This window comes from Serratia sp. CY82433 (assembly GCF_052166535.1).
GTDB classification, from domain to species: domain Bacteria; phylum Pseudomonadota; class Gammaproteobacteria; order Enterobacterales; family Enterobacteriaceae; genus Serratia; species Serratia sarumanii.
Window position 1 is genome coordinate 758,253 of record NZ_JBJNOR010000001.1, and the last position, 16,354, is coordinate 774,606.

Annotated in this window: 16 protein-coding genes and 1 other annotated feature; of the genes, 7 read left to right on the top strand and 9 right to left on the bottom strand. The window is 63.2% G+C overall.

What is annotated here, in order from left to right; genetic code table 11:
• Entirely contained in the window at positions 1-900 is a 900-nt protein-coding gene (gene hisG / locus ACJ8PI_RS03730; protein WP_049234311.1) for an ATP phosphoribosyltransferase, read from the bottom strand.
• A 70-nt stretch (positions 901-970) separates the two neighbouring features.
• Positions 971-1,097: a sequence feature (His leader region), on the bottom strand.
• Positions 1,073-1,120, bottom strand: coding sequence for a his operon leader peptide (gene hisL / locus ACJ8PI_RS03735; protein WP_100396937.1), 48 nt, complete (start codon positions 1,118-1,120; stop codon positions 1,073-1,075). Its footprint overlaps the feature before it by 25 nt.
• A gap of 229 nt (positions 1,121-1,349) precedes the next feature.
• On the opposite strand from hisL, the gene ACJ8PI_RS03740 reads away from it, so the two are divergent.
• Entirely contained in the window at positions 1,350-2,174 is an 825-nt protein-coding gene (locus ACJ8PI_RS03740; protein WP_039566785.1) for an SDR family oxidoreductase, read from the top strand.
• Here ACJ8PI_RS03740 and ACJ8PI_RS03745 read toward each other — a convergent pair.
• Positions 2,167-3,096: a LysR family transcriptional regulator gene (locus ACJ8PI_RS03745; protein WP_442528080.1), complete on the bottom strand. Its 930-nt coding sequence runs from the start codon at positions 3,094-3,096 to the stop codon at positions 2,167-2,169. The genes ACJ8PI_RS03740 and ACJ8PI_RS03745 overlap by 8 nt on opposite strands.
• 249 nt (positions 3,097-3,345) lie before the next feature.
• Between ACJ8PI_RS03745 and speB the strand changes: the two genes are divergently transcribed.
• The 3 genes from speB (at position 3,346) to ACJ8PI_RS03760 (ending at position 6,652) form a co-directional block, all read left to right on the top strand.
• On the top strand, positions 3,346-4,278 hold the full coding sequence (gene speB / locus ACJ8PI_RS03750) for an agmatinase (RefSeq protein WP_103772466.1): 933 nt from the start codon (positions 3,346-3,348) through the stop codon (positions 4,276-4,278).
• Positions 4,279-4,354: 76 nt separating this feature from the next.
• A complete protein-coding gene (locus ACJ8PI_RS03755; protein WP_033646725.1) occupies positions 4,355-5,740 on the top strand; it encodes a sodium:solute symporter in 1,386 nt (461 codons plus the stop codon).
• 99 nt (positions 5,741-5,839) lie between these two features.
• Positions 5,840-6,652 (top strand): nitrilase-related carbon-nitrogen hydrolase, encoded by an 813-nt coding sequence (locus ACJ8PI_RS03760; protein WP_225845457.1) that lies wholly within the window; start codon positions 5,840-5,842, stop codon positions 6,650-6,652.
• A gap of 62 nt (positions 6,653-6,714) precedes the next feature.
• Here the strand turns inward: ACJ8PI_RS03760 and corA are convergent, their stop codons facing one another.
• Both corA and ACJ8PI_RS03770 read right to left on the bottom strand, forming a co-directional pair.
• Positions 6,715-7,698 carry a magnesium/cobalt transporter CorA gene (corA, locus tag ACJ8PI_RS03765; RefSeq protein ID WP_033637778.1) on the bottom strand — a complete coding sequence of 328 codons (984 nt, stop codon included), beginning with the start codon at positions 7,696-7,698 and terminating at the stop codon, positions 6,715-6,717.
• 11 nt (positions 7,699-7,709) lie between these two features.
• A complete protein-coding gene (locus ACJ8PI_RS03770) occupies positions 7,710-8,129 on the bottom strand; it encodes a GNAT family N-acetyltransferase (protein WP_164134080.1) in 420 nt (139 codons plus the stop codon).
• Between the two features lie 131 nt (positions 8,130-8,260).
• On the opposite strand from ACJ8PI_RS03770, the gene ACJ8PI_RS03775 reads away from it, so the two are divergent.
• On the top strand, positions 8,261-9,361 hold the full coding sequence (locus tag ACJ8PI_RS03775) for a PQQ-dependent sugar dehydrogenase (RefSeq protein ID WP_164134081.1): 1,101 nt from the start codon (positions 8,261-8,263) through the stop codon (positions 9,359-9,361).
• Between the two features lie 13 nt (positions 9,362-9,374).
• Here ACJ8PI_RS03775 and ACJ8PI_RS03780 read toward each other — a convergent pair whose 3' ends face one another.
• The gene (locus ACJ8PI_RS03780; protein WP_033637781.1) at positions 9,375-9,995 is read right to left on the bottom strand and encodes a glutathione S-transferase family protein; all 621 of its coding nucleotides are present in this window, start codon (positions 9,993-9,995) and stop codon (positions 9,375-9,377) included.
• Positions 9,996-10,084: 89 nt separating this feature from the next.
• Positions 10,085-10,741, bottom strand: coding sequence for an HAD family hydrolase (locus tag ACJ8PI_RS03785; protein WP_033654623.1), 657 nt, complete (start codon positions 10,739-10,741; stop codon positions 10,085-10,087).
• Between the two features lie 288 nt (positions 10,742-11,029).
• Here ACJ8PI_RS03785 and ACJ8PI_RS03790 point away from each other — a divergent pair, with 288 nt between their 5' ends.
• Positions 11,030-12,052: an isopenicillin N synthase family dioxygenase gene (locus ACJ8PI_RS03790; RefSeq protein ID WP_049212986.1), complete on the top strand. Its 1,023-nt coding sequence runs from the start codon at positions 11,030-11,032 to the stop codon at positions 12,050-12,052.
• Positions 12,053-12,111: 59 nt separating this feature from the next.
• On the opposite strand, the gene ACJ8PI_RS03795 is transcribed toward ACJ8PI_RS03790, so the two are convergent.
• Together ACJ8PI_RS03795 and ACJ8PI_RS03800 are read right to left on the bottom strand one after the other, a co-directional pair.
• On the bottom strand, positions 12,112-13,257 hold the full coding sequence (locus tag ACJ8PI_RS03795; protein ID WP_164134082.1) for a trans-sulfuration enzyme family protein: 1,146 nt from the start codon (positions 13,255-13,257) through the stop codon (positions 12,112-12,114).
• Positions 13,258-13,269: 12 nt separating this feature from the next.
• The gene (locus ACJ8PI_RS03800; protein ID WP_164134083.1) at positions 13,270-14,637 is read right to left on the bottom strand and encodes a pyridoxal-phosphate dependent enzyme; all 1,368 of its coding nucleotides are present in this window, start codon (positions 14,635-14,637) and stop codon (positions 13,270-13,272) included.
• Positions 14,638-15,103: 466 nt separating this feature from the next.
• Between ACJ8PI_RS03800 and ACJ8PI_RS03805 the strand changes: the two genes are divergently transcribed.
• A complete protein-coding gene (locus tag ACJ8PI_RS03805) occupies positions 15,104-16,309 on the top strand; it encodes a serine hydrolase (protein WP_060453210.1) in 1,206 nt (401 codons plus the stop codon).
• Positions 16,310-16,354 lie beyond the last annotated feature (45 nt).

Below are 16,354 nucleotides of genomic sequence, written 5' to 3' on the forward strand. Positions count from 1 at the left end.
TTACTCCATCATCTTTTCAATCGGCAGCACCAGAATCGAGCTGGCGCCGAGCGCTTTCAGTTTTTCCATGGTTTCCCAGAACAGGGTTTCGCTGCTCACCATGTGCATCGCCACGCGGTTCTGCGCGCCGGCCAGCGGCAGGATAGTCGGGCGTTCGGCGCCCGGCAGCAGCGCGACGATCTCGTCCAGCTTCTCGCTCGGCGCGTGCAGCATGATGTATTTGGATTCGCGCGCCTGGATCACGCCCTGAATGCGGGTCATCAGGCGGTCGATCAGCTGCTGTTTGGCTTCCGGCATTTCGCCGTCGCGCTGGATCAGGCAGGCCTTGGAGCGGTAGATCACCTCCACTTCGCGCAGGCCGTTGGCCTCCAGCGTGGCGCCGGTAGAGACCAGATCGCAGATGGCGTCGGCCAGGCCGGCGCGCGGCGCCACTTCCACCGAGCCGTTCAGCAGGCAAGATTTAAAGCGCACGCCCTGCTTGTCGAGGTATTGCTTCAGCAGGTGCGGGTAAGACGTGGCGATGCGGGCGTCCTGCAGGTTTTGCGGGCCGGTATATTCGGCGTCGAGCGGGGTGGCCAGCGACAGGCGGCAGCCGCCGAAATCGAGGCGGCGCAGGGTGAAGTAACGCGGGTCTTCGCCCTGAGCGCGGCGGCTGAGCAGCTCTTCTTCCAGCACGTTTTCGCCGATGATGCCCAGATCGACCACGCCGTCCATCACCAGGCCCGGAATGTCGTCATCGCGCACGCGCAGGATATCGATCGGCATGTTTTCCGCGAAGGCGATCAGACGCTGCTGCTGCAGGTTGATCTTGATGCCGCAGCGCGCCAGCAGTTCCTGGGATTCCTCGCTCAGGCGGCCCGACTTCTGCATTGCGATCCGTAAACGTGTCTTGTCCAGCATGGTAACCTCTGTTTAATCTGTAATTTTATGAATTTGTTGTAAAAATATTCTTTCTGTCTGTCCGAAGCCAAAAAAAAAACCCTCGGAAGAAATCTTCCGAGGGCTCTCTCTTGCGTTCTGCGCGCCACTGGAAGATTAACAAACCGTCTTCCAGCACACATCGCCTGAAAGACTAGTCAGGGTGATGGTGATGATGGTGGTTGAACTGAACGCGTGTCATGGTGTTTTTCTCTAATCAAAAGCCGGTAAAAACCGTATGCCAATTAAGCTAAACTATCCGCTGTCCACCGCGCAACCCTTTTTTAACGTCATAAATTTAATTTATTGAAACAGGTTAGGTTATTAGCCACACACGGCTTTACCTAACCTTAAGCCGGGCAGATTGTATCGCCGTGCACAGTGGCGTAGCCTTAGGGGTAGGGCGCTGCGATCTTCAGGAGAGGAAGAGGATGAAAAAGGTAGCCATTATTGGTTTGGGTTGGCTGGGCATGCCGTTGGCGCTGTCGCTGATGGGCCGCGGGTATGACGTGGTCGGCAGCAAAACCACGCCGGACGGCGTCGAGGCCGCGCGCATGAGCGGCATCGAATGCTATCAACTGGAGCTGACGCCGGAGCTGGAGTGCGATCCGGACGATCTGGAATCACTGCTGCGCGTGGATGCGCTGGTGGTGACGCTGCCCGCGCGCCGCACCGTCGAAGGCAGCGAGAACTATTTCAATGCGGTGCGCATGCTGGTGGACAGCGCGATGGCCTTCGGCGTGCCGCGCGTGATCTTCACCAGTTCCACCTCGGTGTACGGCGAAACCGCCGGCACGCTGCGCGAAGAGTCGCCGCTGCGGCCGGTCTCGCCGTCGGGCCGGGTGCTGGCCGAGCTGGAGCGCTGGCTGCATGAATTGCCGAATACCTCGGTGGACATTCTGCGGCTGGCGGGACTGGTGGGCGCCGATCGCCACCCCGGCCGCTTCCTGGCGGGCAAACTCGACGTGAAGGGCGGTTCGCAGGGGGTGAATCTGGTGCACCAGGACGACGTCATCGCCGCCATCCAACTGCTGCTGAAGCTGCCGAAGGGCGGCCACGTGTACAACCTGTGCGCGCCGCGTCATCCGGCCAAACGCGAATTTTATCCGGCGCTGGCCGAGCAGCTGCACCTGGAGCCGCCGCAGTTCGCCGACGAAGCGGAGCAGGATGAGCGGCTGGTGGACGGCAACCGCATCTGCAATGAGCTGGGTTTTGAGTATCAGTATCCCGATCCGGCGCGCATGCCGGTCAGCTAACGTCCGTCAGGCCCCGCGCATGCGGGGCTTTTTTTTCGCCGGCGCGCGCCAAATCCTCCAGCAGCGCGTTCAACGCCTCGTCGGGCTGGACGGGGCGGCTGACCAGGCTGAGCGTGGCGCGGTAAGAGAGCGCCGTGCCGCCCAGCTGCCGCAGCAGCCCCTGTTCCACCCAGCGCGCCGCGTAGTGGGTGGGCAGATAGCCGAGACAAGTGCCGCTCAGCACCAGATGGGCGACGCTTTCCATATGGTGGGCCACCGCCGCCAGGTGAGGCGGCGCGATCGGGCACAACTGCTGCGCCAGCAGGTAGCCGCGCTTGACCCAGCGCGCGTTTTCAATCTGCTCGCGCTCCGGTTCTTCCACCGTGAACAGCGGGTGATCCGCGCTGCAGTAGATCGCCTGCGTCTCCTCCAGCCACGGCTGATAACGCAACGCCTCCAACTGCTGGCCGAAGTAGCCGATGCCCAGATCGAGCTGCCGGTGCAGCAGCCATTGCTCAATCTCGTTCGGCGAACAGATGCGGCACTGCAATTGCACGTCCTGGTGGCGGCGCTGGAAATGTTTGATGGCCTGGCTGAACGGATTGCCCGGCAGCGAAACCAGATTATCCACCAGACCGATCTGCAGATCGCCGGTCAGCAGGCCGTTCAGCGACTGGCTGACTCGGGTGAAGTCGCGGGCGGCGTTGAACAGCGAGCGGCAGGCGATCAGCATGCGTTCGCCCTTGGGCGTCAGCCGGAAGCCGGAGCGGCCGCGTTGGCACAGGCGAAAACCCAGCCGGGTTTCCAGCGAGGCCAGATGAGTGCTGATGGTAGACTGGTTCATCAGCAGCGCTTCCTGCGCGGCGCTGACGCCCTGAGCTTCCGCCACCGCGACGAATACCCGCAGCAGTTTCAGATCGATATCGCTTAGGTTGGTGAGCATCGTCCCCTCCGCAGAACGTCGGCCGGTTAACCCATTTTTAACATCGAGAAAATAGGTGCGGCGCTGAAGATATGGCCTCCCTTATGGCATGAAGTGGAAATAAAAATCAATACTTCAATAGGTTAGTTACATCGCGTTTTTCGATGTTTACATGCAAAAGCGGGAATGGTAGCCGGGGTGGCCAGCGGGGTAGTCTGCGAATGTTGCTCAAATGTTTCAATTCATCGCAGATCAAGACAAGGAAACGCCATGCTGAACCAACCCCAAAGCGGTAACGATATGCCGCGCTTTGCCGGTATCCCCACCATGATGCGCCTGCCCGCCGCCGAACAGGCGCGCGGTTTGGACGCCGCCTTTGTCGGCATTCCGCTGGATATCGGCACCTCCAACCGCAGCGGCACCCGCTATGGCCCGCGCCAGATCCGCCAGGAATCGGTGATGATCCGCCCCTACAACATGGGCACCGGCTCCGCCCCGTTCGAACGGCTGCAGGTGGCCGATCTGGGGGATGTCGCCATCAACCCTTACAGCCTGGCGGACAGCGTGCAGCGCATCGAGGCGGCTTACCACGAGATCCTGGCGCACGGCTGCATGCCGTTGACGCTCGGCGGCGACCACACGCTGACGCTGCCGGTGCTGCGCGCCGTCGCCCGTCGGCATGGCCCGGTCGGGCTGATCCACGTCGATGCGCATTCCGACACCAACGAGGAGATGTTCGGCGAACAGCTGGCGCACGGCACCACCTTCCGCCGCGCGTTCGAGGAGGGGCTGCTGGCGCCGGAAAAGGTGGTGCAGATTGGCCTGCGCGGCAGCGGCTATGCGGCGGACGACTTCGACTGGTCACGGCGCCAGGGCTTTCACGTGGTGCCGGCCGAGGCCTGCTGGCACCGATCGCTGACGCCGCTGATGGCGGAGATCCGCGAACAGATGGGCGATGCGCCGGTTTACCTCAGCTTCGATATCGACGGGCTGGATCCGGCCTTCGCGCCGGGCACCGGCACGCCGGAGGTCGGCGGGCTGTCGGTCTGGCAGGGGCTGGAGATCGTGCGCGGCTGCCACGGGCTGAACCTGGTGGGCGGCGATGTGGTGGAAGTGTCGCCGCCTTACGATCGCTCCGGCAACACGGCGCTGCTGGCGGCCAACCTGCTGTTTGAAATGTTGTGCGTGCTGCCGGCCCGCTGAGGCGGCGCACTGACCCTACCGGCGGAGCGGTTGCGTCGGGGCCCCTGATAACAATAACAACGGAGTGGAGGTACCCATGAATCTCGATCTGCTGGTCGTGGTGTTTTACTTTCTGGTGATAGGCGCGGTGGGGTGGATGGGCATTCGCCGCGCCAATTCCAAAGAGGCGTATCTGGTCGCCGGGCGCAACCTGGGGCCGGGGCTGTATCTGGGTACGCTGTCGGCGGTGGTGCTCGGCGGCGCGTCGACCATCGGCAGCGTCAAGCTCGGCTACACCTACGGCATCTCCGGCGTCTGGCTGTGCGGCGCGCTGGGGCTGGGCATCGTGGTGTTGAGCCTGGTGCTGGCCAAGCCGCTGCTCAAGCTGAAGCTGTATACCGTCAGCCAGGTGTTGTCGCGGCGCTATCATCCGGCGGCGCGGGTTACCAGCGGCGCGATCATGCTGGCGTATGATCTGATGGTGGCGGTGACTTCGATCATCGCCATCGGCAGCGTGATGCAGGTGATGTTTGGCCTGTCGTTCAGCGCGTCTATCCTGCTCGGCGGCGGGCTGGTGGTGCTGTATTCGACGCTGGGGGGCATGTGGTCGCTGACGCTGACCGACATCATTCAGTTCATCATCATGACCGTCGGCATGATGCTGGTGCTGATGCCGATGAGCATCGTAAAGGCCGGCGGCTGGGAGGCGTTCACCAGCCTGCTGCCCGCCGGTTACTACCAGCTGTCGTCGATCGGGCTGGACACCATTCTGGTATTTTTCCTGATCTATTTCTTCGGCATTCTGATCGGCCAGGACATCTGGCAGCGGGTATTTACCGCCCGCAGCGCCAACGTGGCGCGCTTCGCCGGGCTGGGGGCGGGCGTCTACTGCGTGCTGTACGGCGTGACCGGCGCGCTGATCGGCATGGCCGGCAAGATCGTGCTGCCGTCGCTCAGCAACACCGACGGCGCCTTCGCCGCTATCGCGCAGGCGGTGTTGCCGGTCGGCGTCAGCGGGCTGGTGGCCGCCGCGGCGTTGGCGGCGCTGATGTCCACCGCCAGCGCTTGCCTGCTGGCCTCTTCCACCATCGCGCTGGAGGACGTATTGCCGGCCATCCGGCGCAAACCTTCCGGCGGGTTGGCCGCCGGGCGCTTCACCACGCTCCTCATGGGCGCGGTCATGTTGGGGCTGGCATTCGTGGTGCGCGACGTGCTGGCGGCGCTGACCCTGGCTTACAACCTGTTGGTGGGCGGCATGCTGATCCCGCTGGTGGGGGCGATCTTCTGGCCGCGCGCCACCAGCGCCGGCGCCATCGCCAGCATGCTGACCGGCAGCCTGTGCGTGGTGGGGCTGATGGTCTGGCACGGCATCGACGCCAACAGCCCAATCTACGGCGGCCTGCTGGGCGGCGGCGTCGCCTTCGTGCTGGGCAGCCTGTTGAGCCGCCCGGCAGCGCAGCTGCAGACCCAAACCGAGCGCTGAAACGCACTGAGCTTTTATCGCGGCGCCTTTGCTGCTTTACTGGAGGGCGGGGCGCACGGCTCCCGAATGGGTTTAACGGCGGTCGTAAGGAGATTGGGAGTGAAGGAAAAAATCAGCGTCGCATGCTGCCAGTTAGCGTTGCGGGTCGGGGAAGCGGAACATAATCGGGCGCTGTCCGCCCAGGCTACCCGCCGGGCGGCGCAGCGCGGCGCCAACGTTATCGTGCTGCCGGAGCTGGTGAACAGCGGCTACGTGCTGCGCGATAAGGCGGAGGCGCGGGCGTTGGCCGAGGCTGAAGACGGGCCTAGCCTCAGCCTGTGGGGAGCCCTGGCGCGCGAGTTGGATGTGGCGATCGTCGCCGGTTTCTGCGAGCGCCTGCCCGATGGCGAGGTGGCCAACAGCGCGGCATTGATCGATGCGCAGGGGGTGAGGGCGATTTATCGCAAAGCGCACCTGTGGCATGAAGAGAGCACCATCTTTACCGCCGGCGATCGGCCGCCGCCGGTCGTCGAGACCCGCTTTGGCCGGTTGGCGGTGATGATCTGTTACGATCTCGAATTCCCTGAGTGGGTACGGCTGCCGGCGCTGGCCGGCGCTCAGCTGCTGTGCGCGCCGGTCAACTGGCCGCTGGCACCGCGCCCGCAGGGCGAACGGCCGGCGGAAATGGTGAAGGCGCAGGCCAACGCCGCCGTCAATCGGCTGTTCATCGCGGTGTGCGATCGTTGCGAAACGGAGCGCGGCGTTGCGTGGATCGGCGGCTCGGTGATCGTCGACGCCGACGGCTATCCATTGACGCAGAGCCTGGCAGGCGAAGGCATGGTGCTGGCATCGATGGATATCGGCTCGGCCGATGACAAGCACATCGGCCGCCACAATCACGTGCATCGCGATCGGCGGCCGATGCTGTATTGAAGCGGCGTGGCGGGCCGCTCCGCAGATCGTTTCTCCGGCGGGAAAACCCGCCGTTTTGGCGCTTACAGCCAGCCCGATTTCTTCAGCTTCTGATACAGGAAAATGCAGCCGACGGCGGTCACCCCCAGCGTGGCGTGGTAGGCCCACGGGAACTTCAGTTCCGGCATGTCGGCGAAGTTCATGCCGTACAGGCTGAAGATCACCGTCGGGATGGCCAAAATCGCCCCCCAGCCCGCCAGGCGTTTCACCACTTCGTTCTGTTTGACCGTCACCAACGCCAGGTTGACGTGCATGGCGTTGGTCAGCATTTCGCGCATGTCGTCGATATTGCTGACCACCTGATGCGCGTGATCCTGCACATCACGCACATAGGCGCGCAGCTCTTTCGGGATCACCTCTTCGTGCAGGCGGATCAGCTGGTTGCAGATTTCATCCATCGGCAGCGCGGCGTTGCGCAGCGCCAACAGGTGGCGGCGCAGGGTATAGACGTTCTCGATCGCCGCCTGATCGAACTCCGACTGAAACATGTTGGCTTCGATATTCTCGATGGTGCTCTCGAAGCGCGTCACCACGCTGCGGTAGTTGTCCACCACGAAGTCCAGCACCGAATAGAGGGCGAAGCCTGGCCCGCGGCACATCTGCTTGCGGTTCTCCTCCGCCTTGGCGCGGATCGGCGCGTAGCTGGGCGAGGCGCCGTGGCGCACCGTCACCAGAAAGTTTTTGCCGACGAAGAAATGGGTTTCGCCGTATTCGATTTCGTCGTTCTCGCCCCACTGCGCGGTTTTCACCACGATGAACAGCGAGTCGCCGTAGGTTTCCAGCTTCGGCCGCTGGTGCGCGCACAGCGCGTCTTCGATCGCCAGATCGTGCAGGCCGAACTCTTCCTGCACCTTGCGCATAAACGCCGGCTCCGGCTGCCGCAGCCCCAGCCAGATGAAGGTATCCGGCTGTTTGACCACCTCGCTGATATCGTCGATGGTCACTTCGCCCAGCCGTTGGCCGGCTTTGTACGCCACACAGTTCACCACCATGCTTTTGCTGTCCATCCGTCCATCCATTAATCAGTCAGGGTTTTGGTAAGAAAATAACACTCATGTTCCACCGGATACTCTTTCAGCGTCATTTGCAGCTGATAGCCGAGTTTTTCGTAGAACGGCCGCGCCTGGAAGCTGAAGGTATCCAGGCGAGCGTAGCGGCAGCCGCGCGCCTGCGCCTCGCGTTCGGCGGCGCGCATCAACCGGCCGCCGAGGCCGCTGCCGCGCTGGGAATCCGCCACCCACAGCCATTCGACGCTCAGCCAGTTGCCCCAGGTTTCGGCGGTCAGCCCGCCGATCACCGTGCCGGCCTCGGCGCGCGCATAGACGCTGAGCGGCTTGCGGTGACGGGCGTCGATATGCGGCAGGTTGTAAGCGCGCAGGCCTTGCCTGATCGCATCGAGGGTGTGTTCGTCAATCGCGTCGGTAACGGTAATGTCCATGATTCCTCCTGGGTGATGGGTTAACTTAAGCACACTGCGGCCAAAAGGCAACCTGTTGAAATGTAATGCAAACGACCGCGCCCGCTGAGTGGGCTACACTAAACGGGTCATTTCACCCCCAGGAGGATGCCATGCCCCGATTGACTTTGCTGGCCGGTTTGCTGCTGTGCAGCGGCCTGCTGCAGGCCGCGCCGACGGTCAGCCAACTGCAGGACGGCCTGGAACACCCGTGGTCGCTGGCCTTTTTGCCGGCGGAACAAGGCCTGCTTATCACCGAGCGGCCCGGCCGGCTGCGGCTGTGGCAGCAGGGCAAAGGCCTGTCGCCGCCGATCGCCGGCGTGCCGCAGGTTTACGCCGAGGGGCAGGGCGGCCTGCTGGAGGTGTTGCCGGCCCCCGACTTCGCCGCCAGCCGCCGGGTGTACCTCAGCTTCGCCGAACCGGGCGAGGGCGGCAAAGCCGGCACGGCGGTCGGCTACGGCCGTTTGAGCGACGACGGCGCGCGGCTGGAAAACTTCAAGGTGATCTTCCGCCAGCTGCCCAAGCTGTCAGTCGGCAATCACTTCGGCGGCAAGCTGGCGTTCGACAGGCAGGGCTACCTGTTTATCGCGCTGGGCGAAAACAACCAGCGGCCGACGGCGCAGGAGACCGACAAGCTGCAGGGCAAGCTGGTGCGACTGACCGCCGAAGGCGCGGTGCCGCCGGACAACCCCTGGGTCGGCCAGGCGGGCAAACGGCCGGAGGTTTGGTCCTACGGCCACCGCAATCCGCAAGGGCTGGCGCTGAACCCGTGGAGCGGCGCTATCTGGGAACACGAGCACGGCCCACGCGGCGGCGATGAGCTCAACCTCCCGCTGCCGGGTAAAAACTACGGCTGGCCGCTGGCCACCTACGGCATCAACTATTCCGGCCAGCCGATCCCCGAGGCCAAAGGGGAACGGGTGCCCGGCACCGAACAGCCGCTGCACTATTGGCGGGTATCGCCCGGCCTCAGCGGCATGGCGTTTTATGACGGGCAGCGCTTCCCCGCCTGGCGGCACTCGCTGTTCATCGGCGCGCTGGCGCAAAAGGAGCTGATCCGCCTGACGCTGGAAGGCGACAAGGTGGTGGCGGAAGAGCGGCTGCTGGGCGATCGCGGCGAGCGCATTCGCGAGGTGCGCAGCGGACCGGATGGCTATCTGTATCTGCTGACGGACGAGCGGAACGGCAAGCTGCTGAAGGTCGGGGCGTCGTAACGCCCCGCAGCGATCAGGTGAGTTCGCTCATCACGCCGCGCTGATAGGCCGGGCGGGCGCGCAGCTGCTGATACCAGCGCTCCATGTTCGGCCGCGGGCGGCGGGCGATCGGCATTTCGAACCAGGCGTAGGCGAAGCTACCGAGCGGGATATCGCCGAAGCCGAACGCGTCGCCGGAGAGGTAAGGCTGGCGCGCCAGCGTCTGTTCGATGACGTCGAAGTGCTTTTCCAGCGTGGCGATCGCCGCTTCGATTTTCGCCATGTCGCGCAATTCCGGCGCGGTGCGGATCAGGCCCCAAAAGACGATGGTGAAGGCCGGGACGATGGTTGAGGTGGTCCAGTCCATCCACTTCTCGGCGGCGGCGCGCGCCTGCAGATCTTGCGGATAGAACGTCGCGTCGCCGAATTTCGCCGCCAGATAGCGCACGATGGTGTTGGATTCCCACAGCACGAAGTCATCGTCCTGCAGCAGCGGCACCAGGCCGTTCGGGTTCAGCGCGCGGTAACTCTCTTCGTTCACCTTGCCGAACGCGCCGCCGGCGTTGATGTGGGTATAGCTCAGCCCCAGTTCGGCGGCGCACCACAGCACTTTCCTGACGTTGTTCGAATTCTCACGGCCCCAAATGGTCAGCATTGCGCAACTCCGTTAGTGGATTAAGGACCCTCTATACCTACGCCACAAAACGCTATTTGTCACACCGCAGGGCACTTTTTGCCTGCCGCTCAGCGTTCCCAGCGGCACACTTCCCAGCCGTGCTCCGCCGCCAGCGCGCTCAGTTCGCTGTCGGGGTTGATCACCGTGGCGCTGTCGACGAATTGCAGCATCGCTTTATCGTTGAGGGAGTCGCTGTAGCCGTGGCTGTGTTCGAATTGCAGGTGCGGATGCTGCGCCAGCCAGCGTTGCAGGCGGATCACCTTGCCCTGTTGATAGGTCATGGTGCCGTAGGTGTTGCCGGTGAAGCGGCCGTCGCTGATTTCCACGCCGATCGCCAGCGCATCATCGGCGCCGAGCTGTTCGGCGATCGGCGCCACCAGATGCTCGCCGGTGGCGGAAATCACCAGAATGCAGTCGCCGCGCTCGCGGTGCCACTGCAGGCGTTCACGGGCGGCGGGATAGACGCGCGGCAGGATGTCGCGCCGGATGTAACGCTGTACCCAGCCGGCCACGGTTTGCACGCTCAGGCCGGCCAGCGGCGCCAGCGTGGCCTGCATGTAGTCCTCCATCGACAGCTTGCCCTGATAATAAAGCTGCATCAGCTGCTGCTCCTGCAGCTCCAGCTCCGCCGGCGCGAAGCCCTGGCCGACCAGCCAGCGGATCCACAGGCTGGCGCTGTCATCGTCAATCAGGGTTTCATCCAGGTCGAATAAGGCTAAATCCATCAGTATTTCTCCGGCAGGCAGGGTATGAGGTCGTTTACAGGATAGCGGATAGCGCCCGTCGCCAGCCAGCGGCGTCGGCGAAATTGCGCAGAGCATAAGAAACATTGATGACGGTTTTGCGACAGTTTGTTGAACGTTTGCATAACTTAGAACGCAACAATATTGGCCGCCCCGGCGAGCGCGGTGATAACTATGGAGCAAATGCAGCTACCCGGTAGGGAGTGACAATGTTGATTATTCGCCTGTATGGCAGCCCGATTGTGATTGGGGAAGAAGAGGAACCACACGATGACGCATCTGACGACGCTGAAGACGCTGCCGCTGCTGGATCTTTCGCTGCTTGACGGCGATGCGCGCCAGCGGCGCGCCTTTCTTGACGATCTGCGCGCGGCGGCCCGCGACGTCGGCTTTTTCTATCTGCGCGGGCACGGCGTGGACAGTGTGCTGAATGCGCGGCTGCAGCAGGGCGCGCGGCAATTTTTCGCGCTGCCGGAAGCCGACAAGCTGGCGGTGCAGATGGTGCATTCGCCGCACTTTCGCGGTTACAACCGGGCGGCGGCGGAGCTCACGCGCGGCCAGCCGGACTGGCGCGAGCAGTTCGATATCGGTGCCGAACGCCCGGCGCTGACGCTATCTGACGACACCCCACGCTGGGCACGCCTGCAGGGGCCAAACCAGTGGCCGGCGGCGCTGCCGACGCTGAAACCGCTGCTGCTGCAGTGGCAACAGGCGATGACCGCCATGTCGCTGCGGCTGCTGCGCGCTTTCGCTTTGGCGCTGTCGTTGCCGGAGCAGGCTTTCGATCGCTTGTATGGCGATAAGCCCAACGAGCACATCAAACTGATTCGCTATCCGGGACGGGACGCCACCGCCAGCGCACAGGGCGTCGGCGCGCACAAGGATTCCGGGTTTCTCAGCTTCCTGCTGCAGGACGAGCAAAAAGGGCTGCAGGTGGAGGTGAGCGAAGGGCAGTGGCTCGACGCCCAGCCGCGTGAAGACACCTTCGTGGTGAACATCGGCGAGCTGCTGGAACTGGCGACCAACGGCTATCTGCGCGCCACGGTGCACCGGGTGGAAACGCCGCCGGCGGGGCGCGACAGGCTGTCGATCGCTTTTTTCCTCGGCGCGCGCTTGGACGCGGTGGTGCCGCTGTATCAACTGCCGCCGCCGCTGGCGGCGCAGGCGCGCGGCCCGGCCAGCGATCCGCTCAACCCGCTGCTGCGCGACGTGGGGTATAACTACCTGAAAGGCCGCATCCGTTCCCACCCCGATGTGGCGCAGCGCTTTTATCGGGACGTCATCGGCGTCTGAATAGCGGGCACAAAAAAGCCCGGCGCGCCGGCCGGGCTGATGGCGCTTGATGCAGGCGATTATTCCGCCAGCGCCTGCTGCAGATCGGCGATCAGATCTTCCACATCCTCAATCCCCACCGACAGGCGCACCAGCTGCGGCGTGATGCCGGTTGCCAGGCGCTGTTCCAGCGGAATGGAGGCGTGCGTCATGCTGAACGGCTGGCTGATCAGGCTTTCCACGCCGCCCAGGCTTTCCGCCAGGGTGAACAGGCGCGAGCGCTTGATGACCCGGCGCGCATAGGCATCGTCGCCTTTCAGCCGCACCGAGATCATGCCGCCGAAGCGCGTCATCTGGCGCGCCGCCAGCGCGTGCTGCGGATGGCTAGGCAGGCCGGGATAGTAGACGTTTTCAACCTGCGGCTGGCTCTCCAGCCACTGGGCGATGCGCAGCGCGCTGTCGCTGTGGCGCTGCATGCGCAGTGCCAGGGTGCGAATGCCGCGCAGCGTCAGGAAGCTGCTGAACGGATCGAGAATGCCGCCGACCGCGTTTTGCAGGAAACCGAGCTGTTCCGCCAGCGCCGAGTTATCCCCCACCGCTGCGACGCCGGCCACCACGTCGGAGTGGCCGTTGAGGTATTTGGTGGCGGAGTGCACCACCACGTCAAAGCCCAGATCCAGCGGGCGCTGCAGATACGGCGAGGCGAAGGTATTGTCCGCCACGCTGATAAGCCCATGCTTTTTGGCGATCGCGGCAATGGCGCTCAGATCCGCCAGCTTCAGCAGCGGGTTGGTCGGGGTCTCTACCCAGATCATTTTGGTGTCCGGCTCGATCGCCTGCTCCAGCCCGGCGAGATCCGCCGGCGACACGTAGGTGACGCGCAGGCCGGCGGTGCGGCTGCGCACTTTTTCCAGCAGGCGATAGGTGCCGCCGTACAGATCGTCTACTGCGATCAGGTGGCTGTCCTTATCGAGCAGCTCCAGCACCGTGGAGCAGGCCGCCAGGCCGGAGGCGAAGGCGTAGCCGCGGCTGCCGCCCTCCAGTTCGGCGATGGCGCTTTCCAGCGCGGTGCGCGTCGGGTTGGCGCTGCGGGAGTATTCGTAGCCGGTATGCTCGCCCGGCGCCGGTTGGGCGTAGGTGGAGGTGGCGTAAATTGCCGGCATCACGGCGCCGGTGGCGTCCGGGGTGTAACCGGCGTGAACGGTCAACGTATCAAACTTGGCCATAAAGGGTCCTTATTAACGTAATTTTTGGCGCCAGGCGTTTAGCACGTCTGTGCGGGTAATCAGGCCGAGGAAGCGCTCGCCGTCGAGCACCACCGCGACGTGGCCATGGTTGAAGGTGGCCTGCAATTCGTCGTAGCCGGCTTCCTTTTGCAGCGTCTGGACTTGCTTGGTCATCGCGCTGCCGGCCGGCAGGCTGAAGTGGGCGGCGTCGGCCTGGACGGCGTTCAGCAGATCCCACTCATCGATCAGGCCGACCACCCGATCGCCTTCCAGCACCGGCAGCTGCGAGATGTCGTACAGCCGCATGCGGGCGTGCACGATCGCCAGCGTGTCGTCCGGCGCGGCGGAGACGGCGGCGCCTTCGTCGTGGCGGTAGGCGATCAGATCGCGCAGATCGCCGTGCTGCGGCTTGCTCAGCAGGCCCTGTTCCAGCATCCAGTGGTCGTTATACATTTTAGACAGGTATTTGTTGCCGCTGTCGCAGACGAAGGTCACCACCCGCTTGGGTTCGGTCTGTGCGCGGCAGTAACGCAGCGCGGCGGCCAGCAGGGTGCCGGTGGACGATCCCGCCAGCACGCCTTCCTTGCGCAGCAGATCGCGCGCGGTGGTGAAGGCTTCGGCGTCGCCGATGCGGTAAGCGTTGCGGACCTGGTCAAAGTCGCTGAGCGGCGGGACGAAGTCTTCGCCGATGCCTTCCACCAGCCAACTGCCCGCTTCGCCGATGCGGCCGCTGTCGAGATAGTCCGCCAGGATAGAGCCGGCAGGGTCGGCCAGCACGAATTCCGTCTGCGGCGAAACCTCGGCGAAATAGCGGCTCAACCCGCCCAGCGTGCCGCCGGAGCCGACGCCAACCACGATAGCGTCCACGTCATGCTCCATCTGCCGCCACAGTTCGGGCGCGGTGGTGGTGGTATGGGCCGCCGGATTGGCCGGGTTGTTGAACTGATCGATATAAAAGGCGCCGGGGATCTCCCCGGCCAGGCGTTTGGCGTAATCCTGATAGTAAGCCGGATGCCCCTTGCCGACGTCCGAGCGGGTCAGCAGCACTTCCACGCCCAGCGCGCGCAGGTGGAAGATCTTCTCGCGGCTCATCTTGTCCGGCACCACCAGCAGCAGCTTATAGCCTTTCAGCGCCGCCACCAGCGCCAGCCCCAGGCCGGTATTGCCGGCGGTGGCTTCGATGATGGTGCCGCCCGGCTGCAGCTTGCCGTCGCGCTCGGCCTGTTCGATCATCGACAGCGCCACGCGGTCTTTGATCGAACCGCCGGGGTTTTGATTCTCCAGCTTGACGAACAGCCGGCACGGGCCGGTATCGAACCGGGTCAGTTCCAGCATCGGGGTATTGCCAATCATCTCGATGACGGAATGGGGGATCGCCATGACTCATCTCCAGGATTATTCGGTATAAAAGTCGTTATGTGGATGATAGCGCTGAGAATAAGCGCTTTAAAAAGAACAAATAACGGTTGTATATGCCATTATGGAATATATTAATCTTTTTTAGACGTATGGATGCGCAGATGTTTAGCAGTGCAGATGCTTGGCCGTGTAGCCGTGGGTGGGTGCAAAAATGCGCGTCACGATGCTTTTTTGAACGATAAGCGGGGGGTTGCGTACAGTTATGTAAAAATGCTGAAAATTCACGCTAAACCCTGCAAAAATAAGATAAATCACATAAACTCACAGCAAGGGCATTTTCGGTGCGCTGCGTTACCCGCTACGGGCGCCGCAGGGGGTTGCGGCCGGCACGCGCGCACCGGGCCACTCTCGCTGGTTGGCTTAAAACGTGAACATGTTTGAAAGTTAACGCTATTTCAATGATTTGAATGGACACTCTGGCGACGTCATGATGAAAAAAAACTTATCCACTTCCCTGAAAAAACTGACCTTCAGCGTAGGCATCCTGTTGCTGGCCGCCCCGGCCGTGCATGCGGCCGAGCCGCCGGCGCCGCCGCAGGTAGACGCCAAGGCCTTCATTCTGATGGATTACAACAGCGGCAAGGTGTTGACCGAAGGCAATGCCGACACCCGCCTCGATCCCGCCAGCCTGACCAAGATCATGTCCAGCTACGTGATTGGGCAGGCGATCAAGGCCGGCAAGATCAAGCCGGAAGACATGGTCACCGTCGGCAAAGACGCCTGGGCGCCCGGCAACCCGGCGCTGCGCGGTTCTTCGCTGATGTTCATCAAGCCGGGCGATCAGGTGCCGGTGCTGGAGCTGAATAAAGGCATCGTGATCCAGTCGGGCAACGACGCCAGCATCGCGCTGGCGGACTACGTGGCGGGCAGCCAGGATTCGTTCGTCGGCCTGATGAACAATTACGCCAAATCTCTGGGGCTGCAGAACACCCACTTCCTGACGGTGCACGGCCTGGATGCGGAAGGGCAGTACAGCACCGCGCGCGACATGGCGCTGCTGAGCCAGGCGCTGATCCGCGACGTGCCGGACGAATACGCGCTGCATAAAGAGAAAGAATTCACCTTTAACAAGATCCGCCAGGTTAACCGCAACCGCCTGCTGTGGAGCAGCAACCTGAACGTCGACGGCATCAAGACCGGTTACACCAGCGGCGCCGGCCACAACCTGGTGGCATCGGCCACCGACGGCTCGATGCGCCTGATCTCGGTGGTGCTGGGCGCGCCGAGCGATCGCGTGCGCTTTAGCGAAAGCGAAAAACTGCTGACCTGGGGCTTCCGCTTCTATGAAACCGCGACGCCGATCAAGGCCGATAAGCCGTTCGTCACCCAGAAAGTGTGGTTCGGCGACGTCAGCGAAGTGCCGCTCGGCGTGGCGAAAGACGCCTCGGTCACCATTCCGAAAGGGCAGATGAAAAACCTGAAGGCCAGCTACAAGCTGACCCAACCGACGCTGGAAGCGCCGTTGGCGAAAAACCAGGTGGTCGGCACCATCGATTTCCAGCTGGACGGCAAGACCATCGAGCAACACCCGCTGGTGGTGATGCAAGAGGTGAAAGAGGGCAACTTCTTCAGCCGCATCTGGGATATGGTGATGATGAAGCTGAGCCAGTGGTTCGGCGGGATCTTCGGCTGAATACCCTGATGTGAGGAGCGCGCCCCGGGCGCACGATCCTCGACC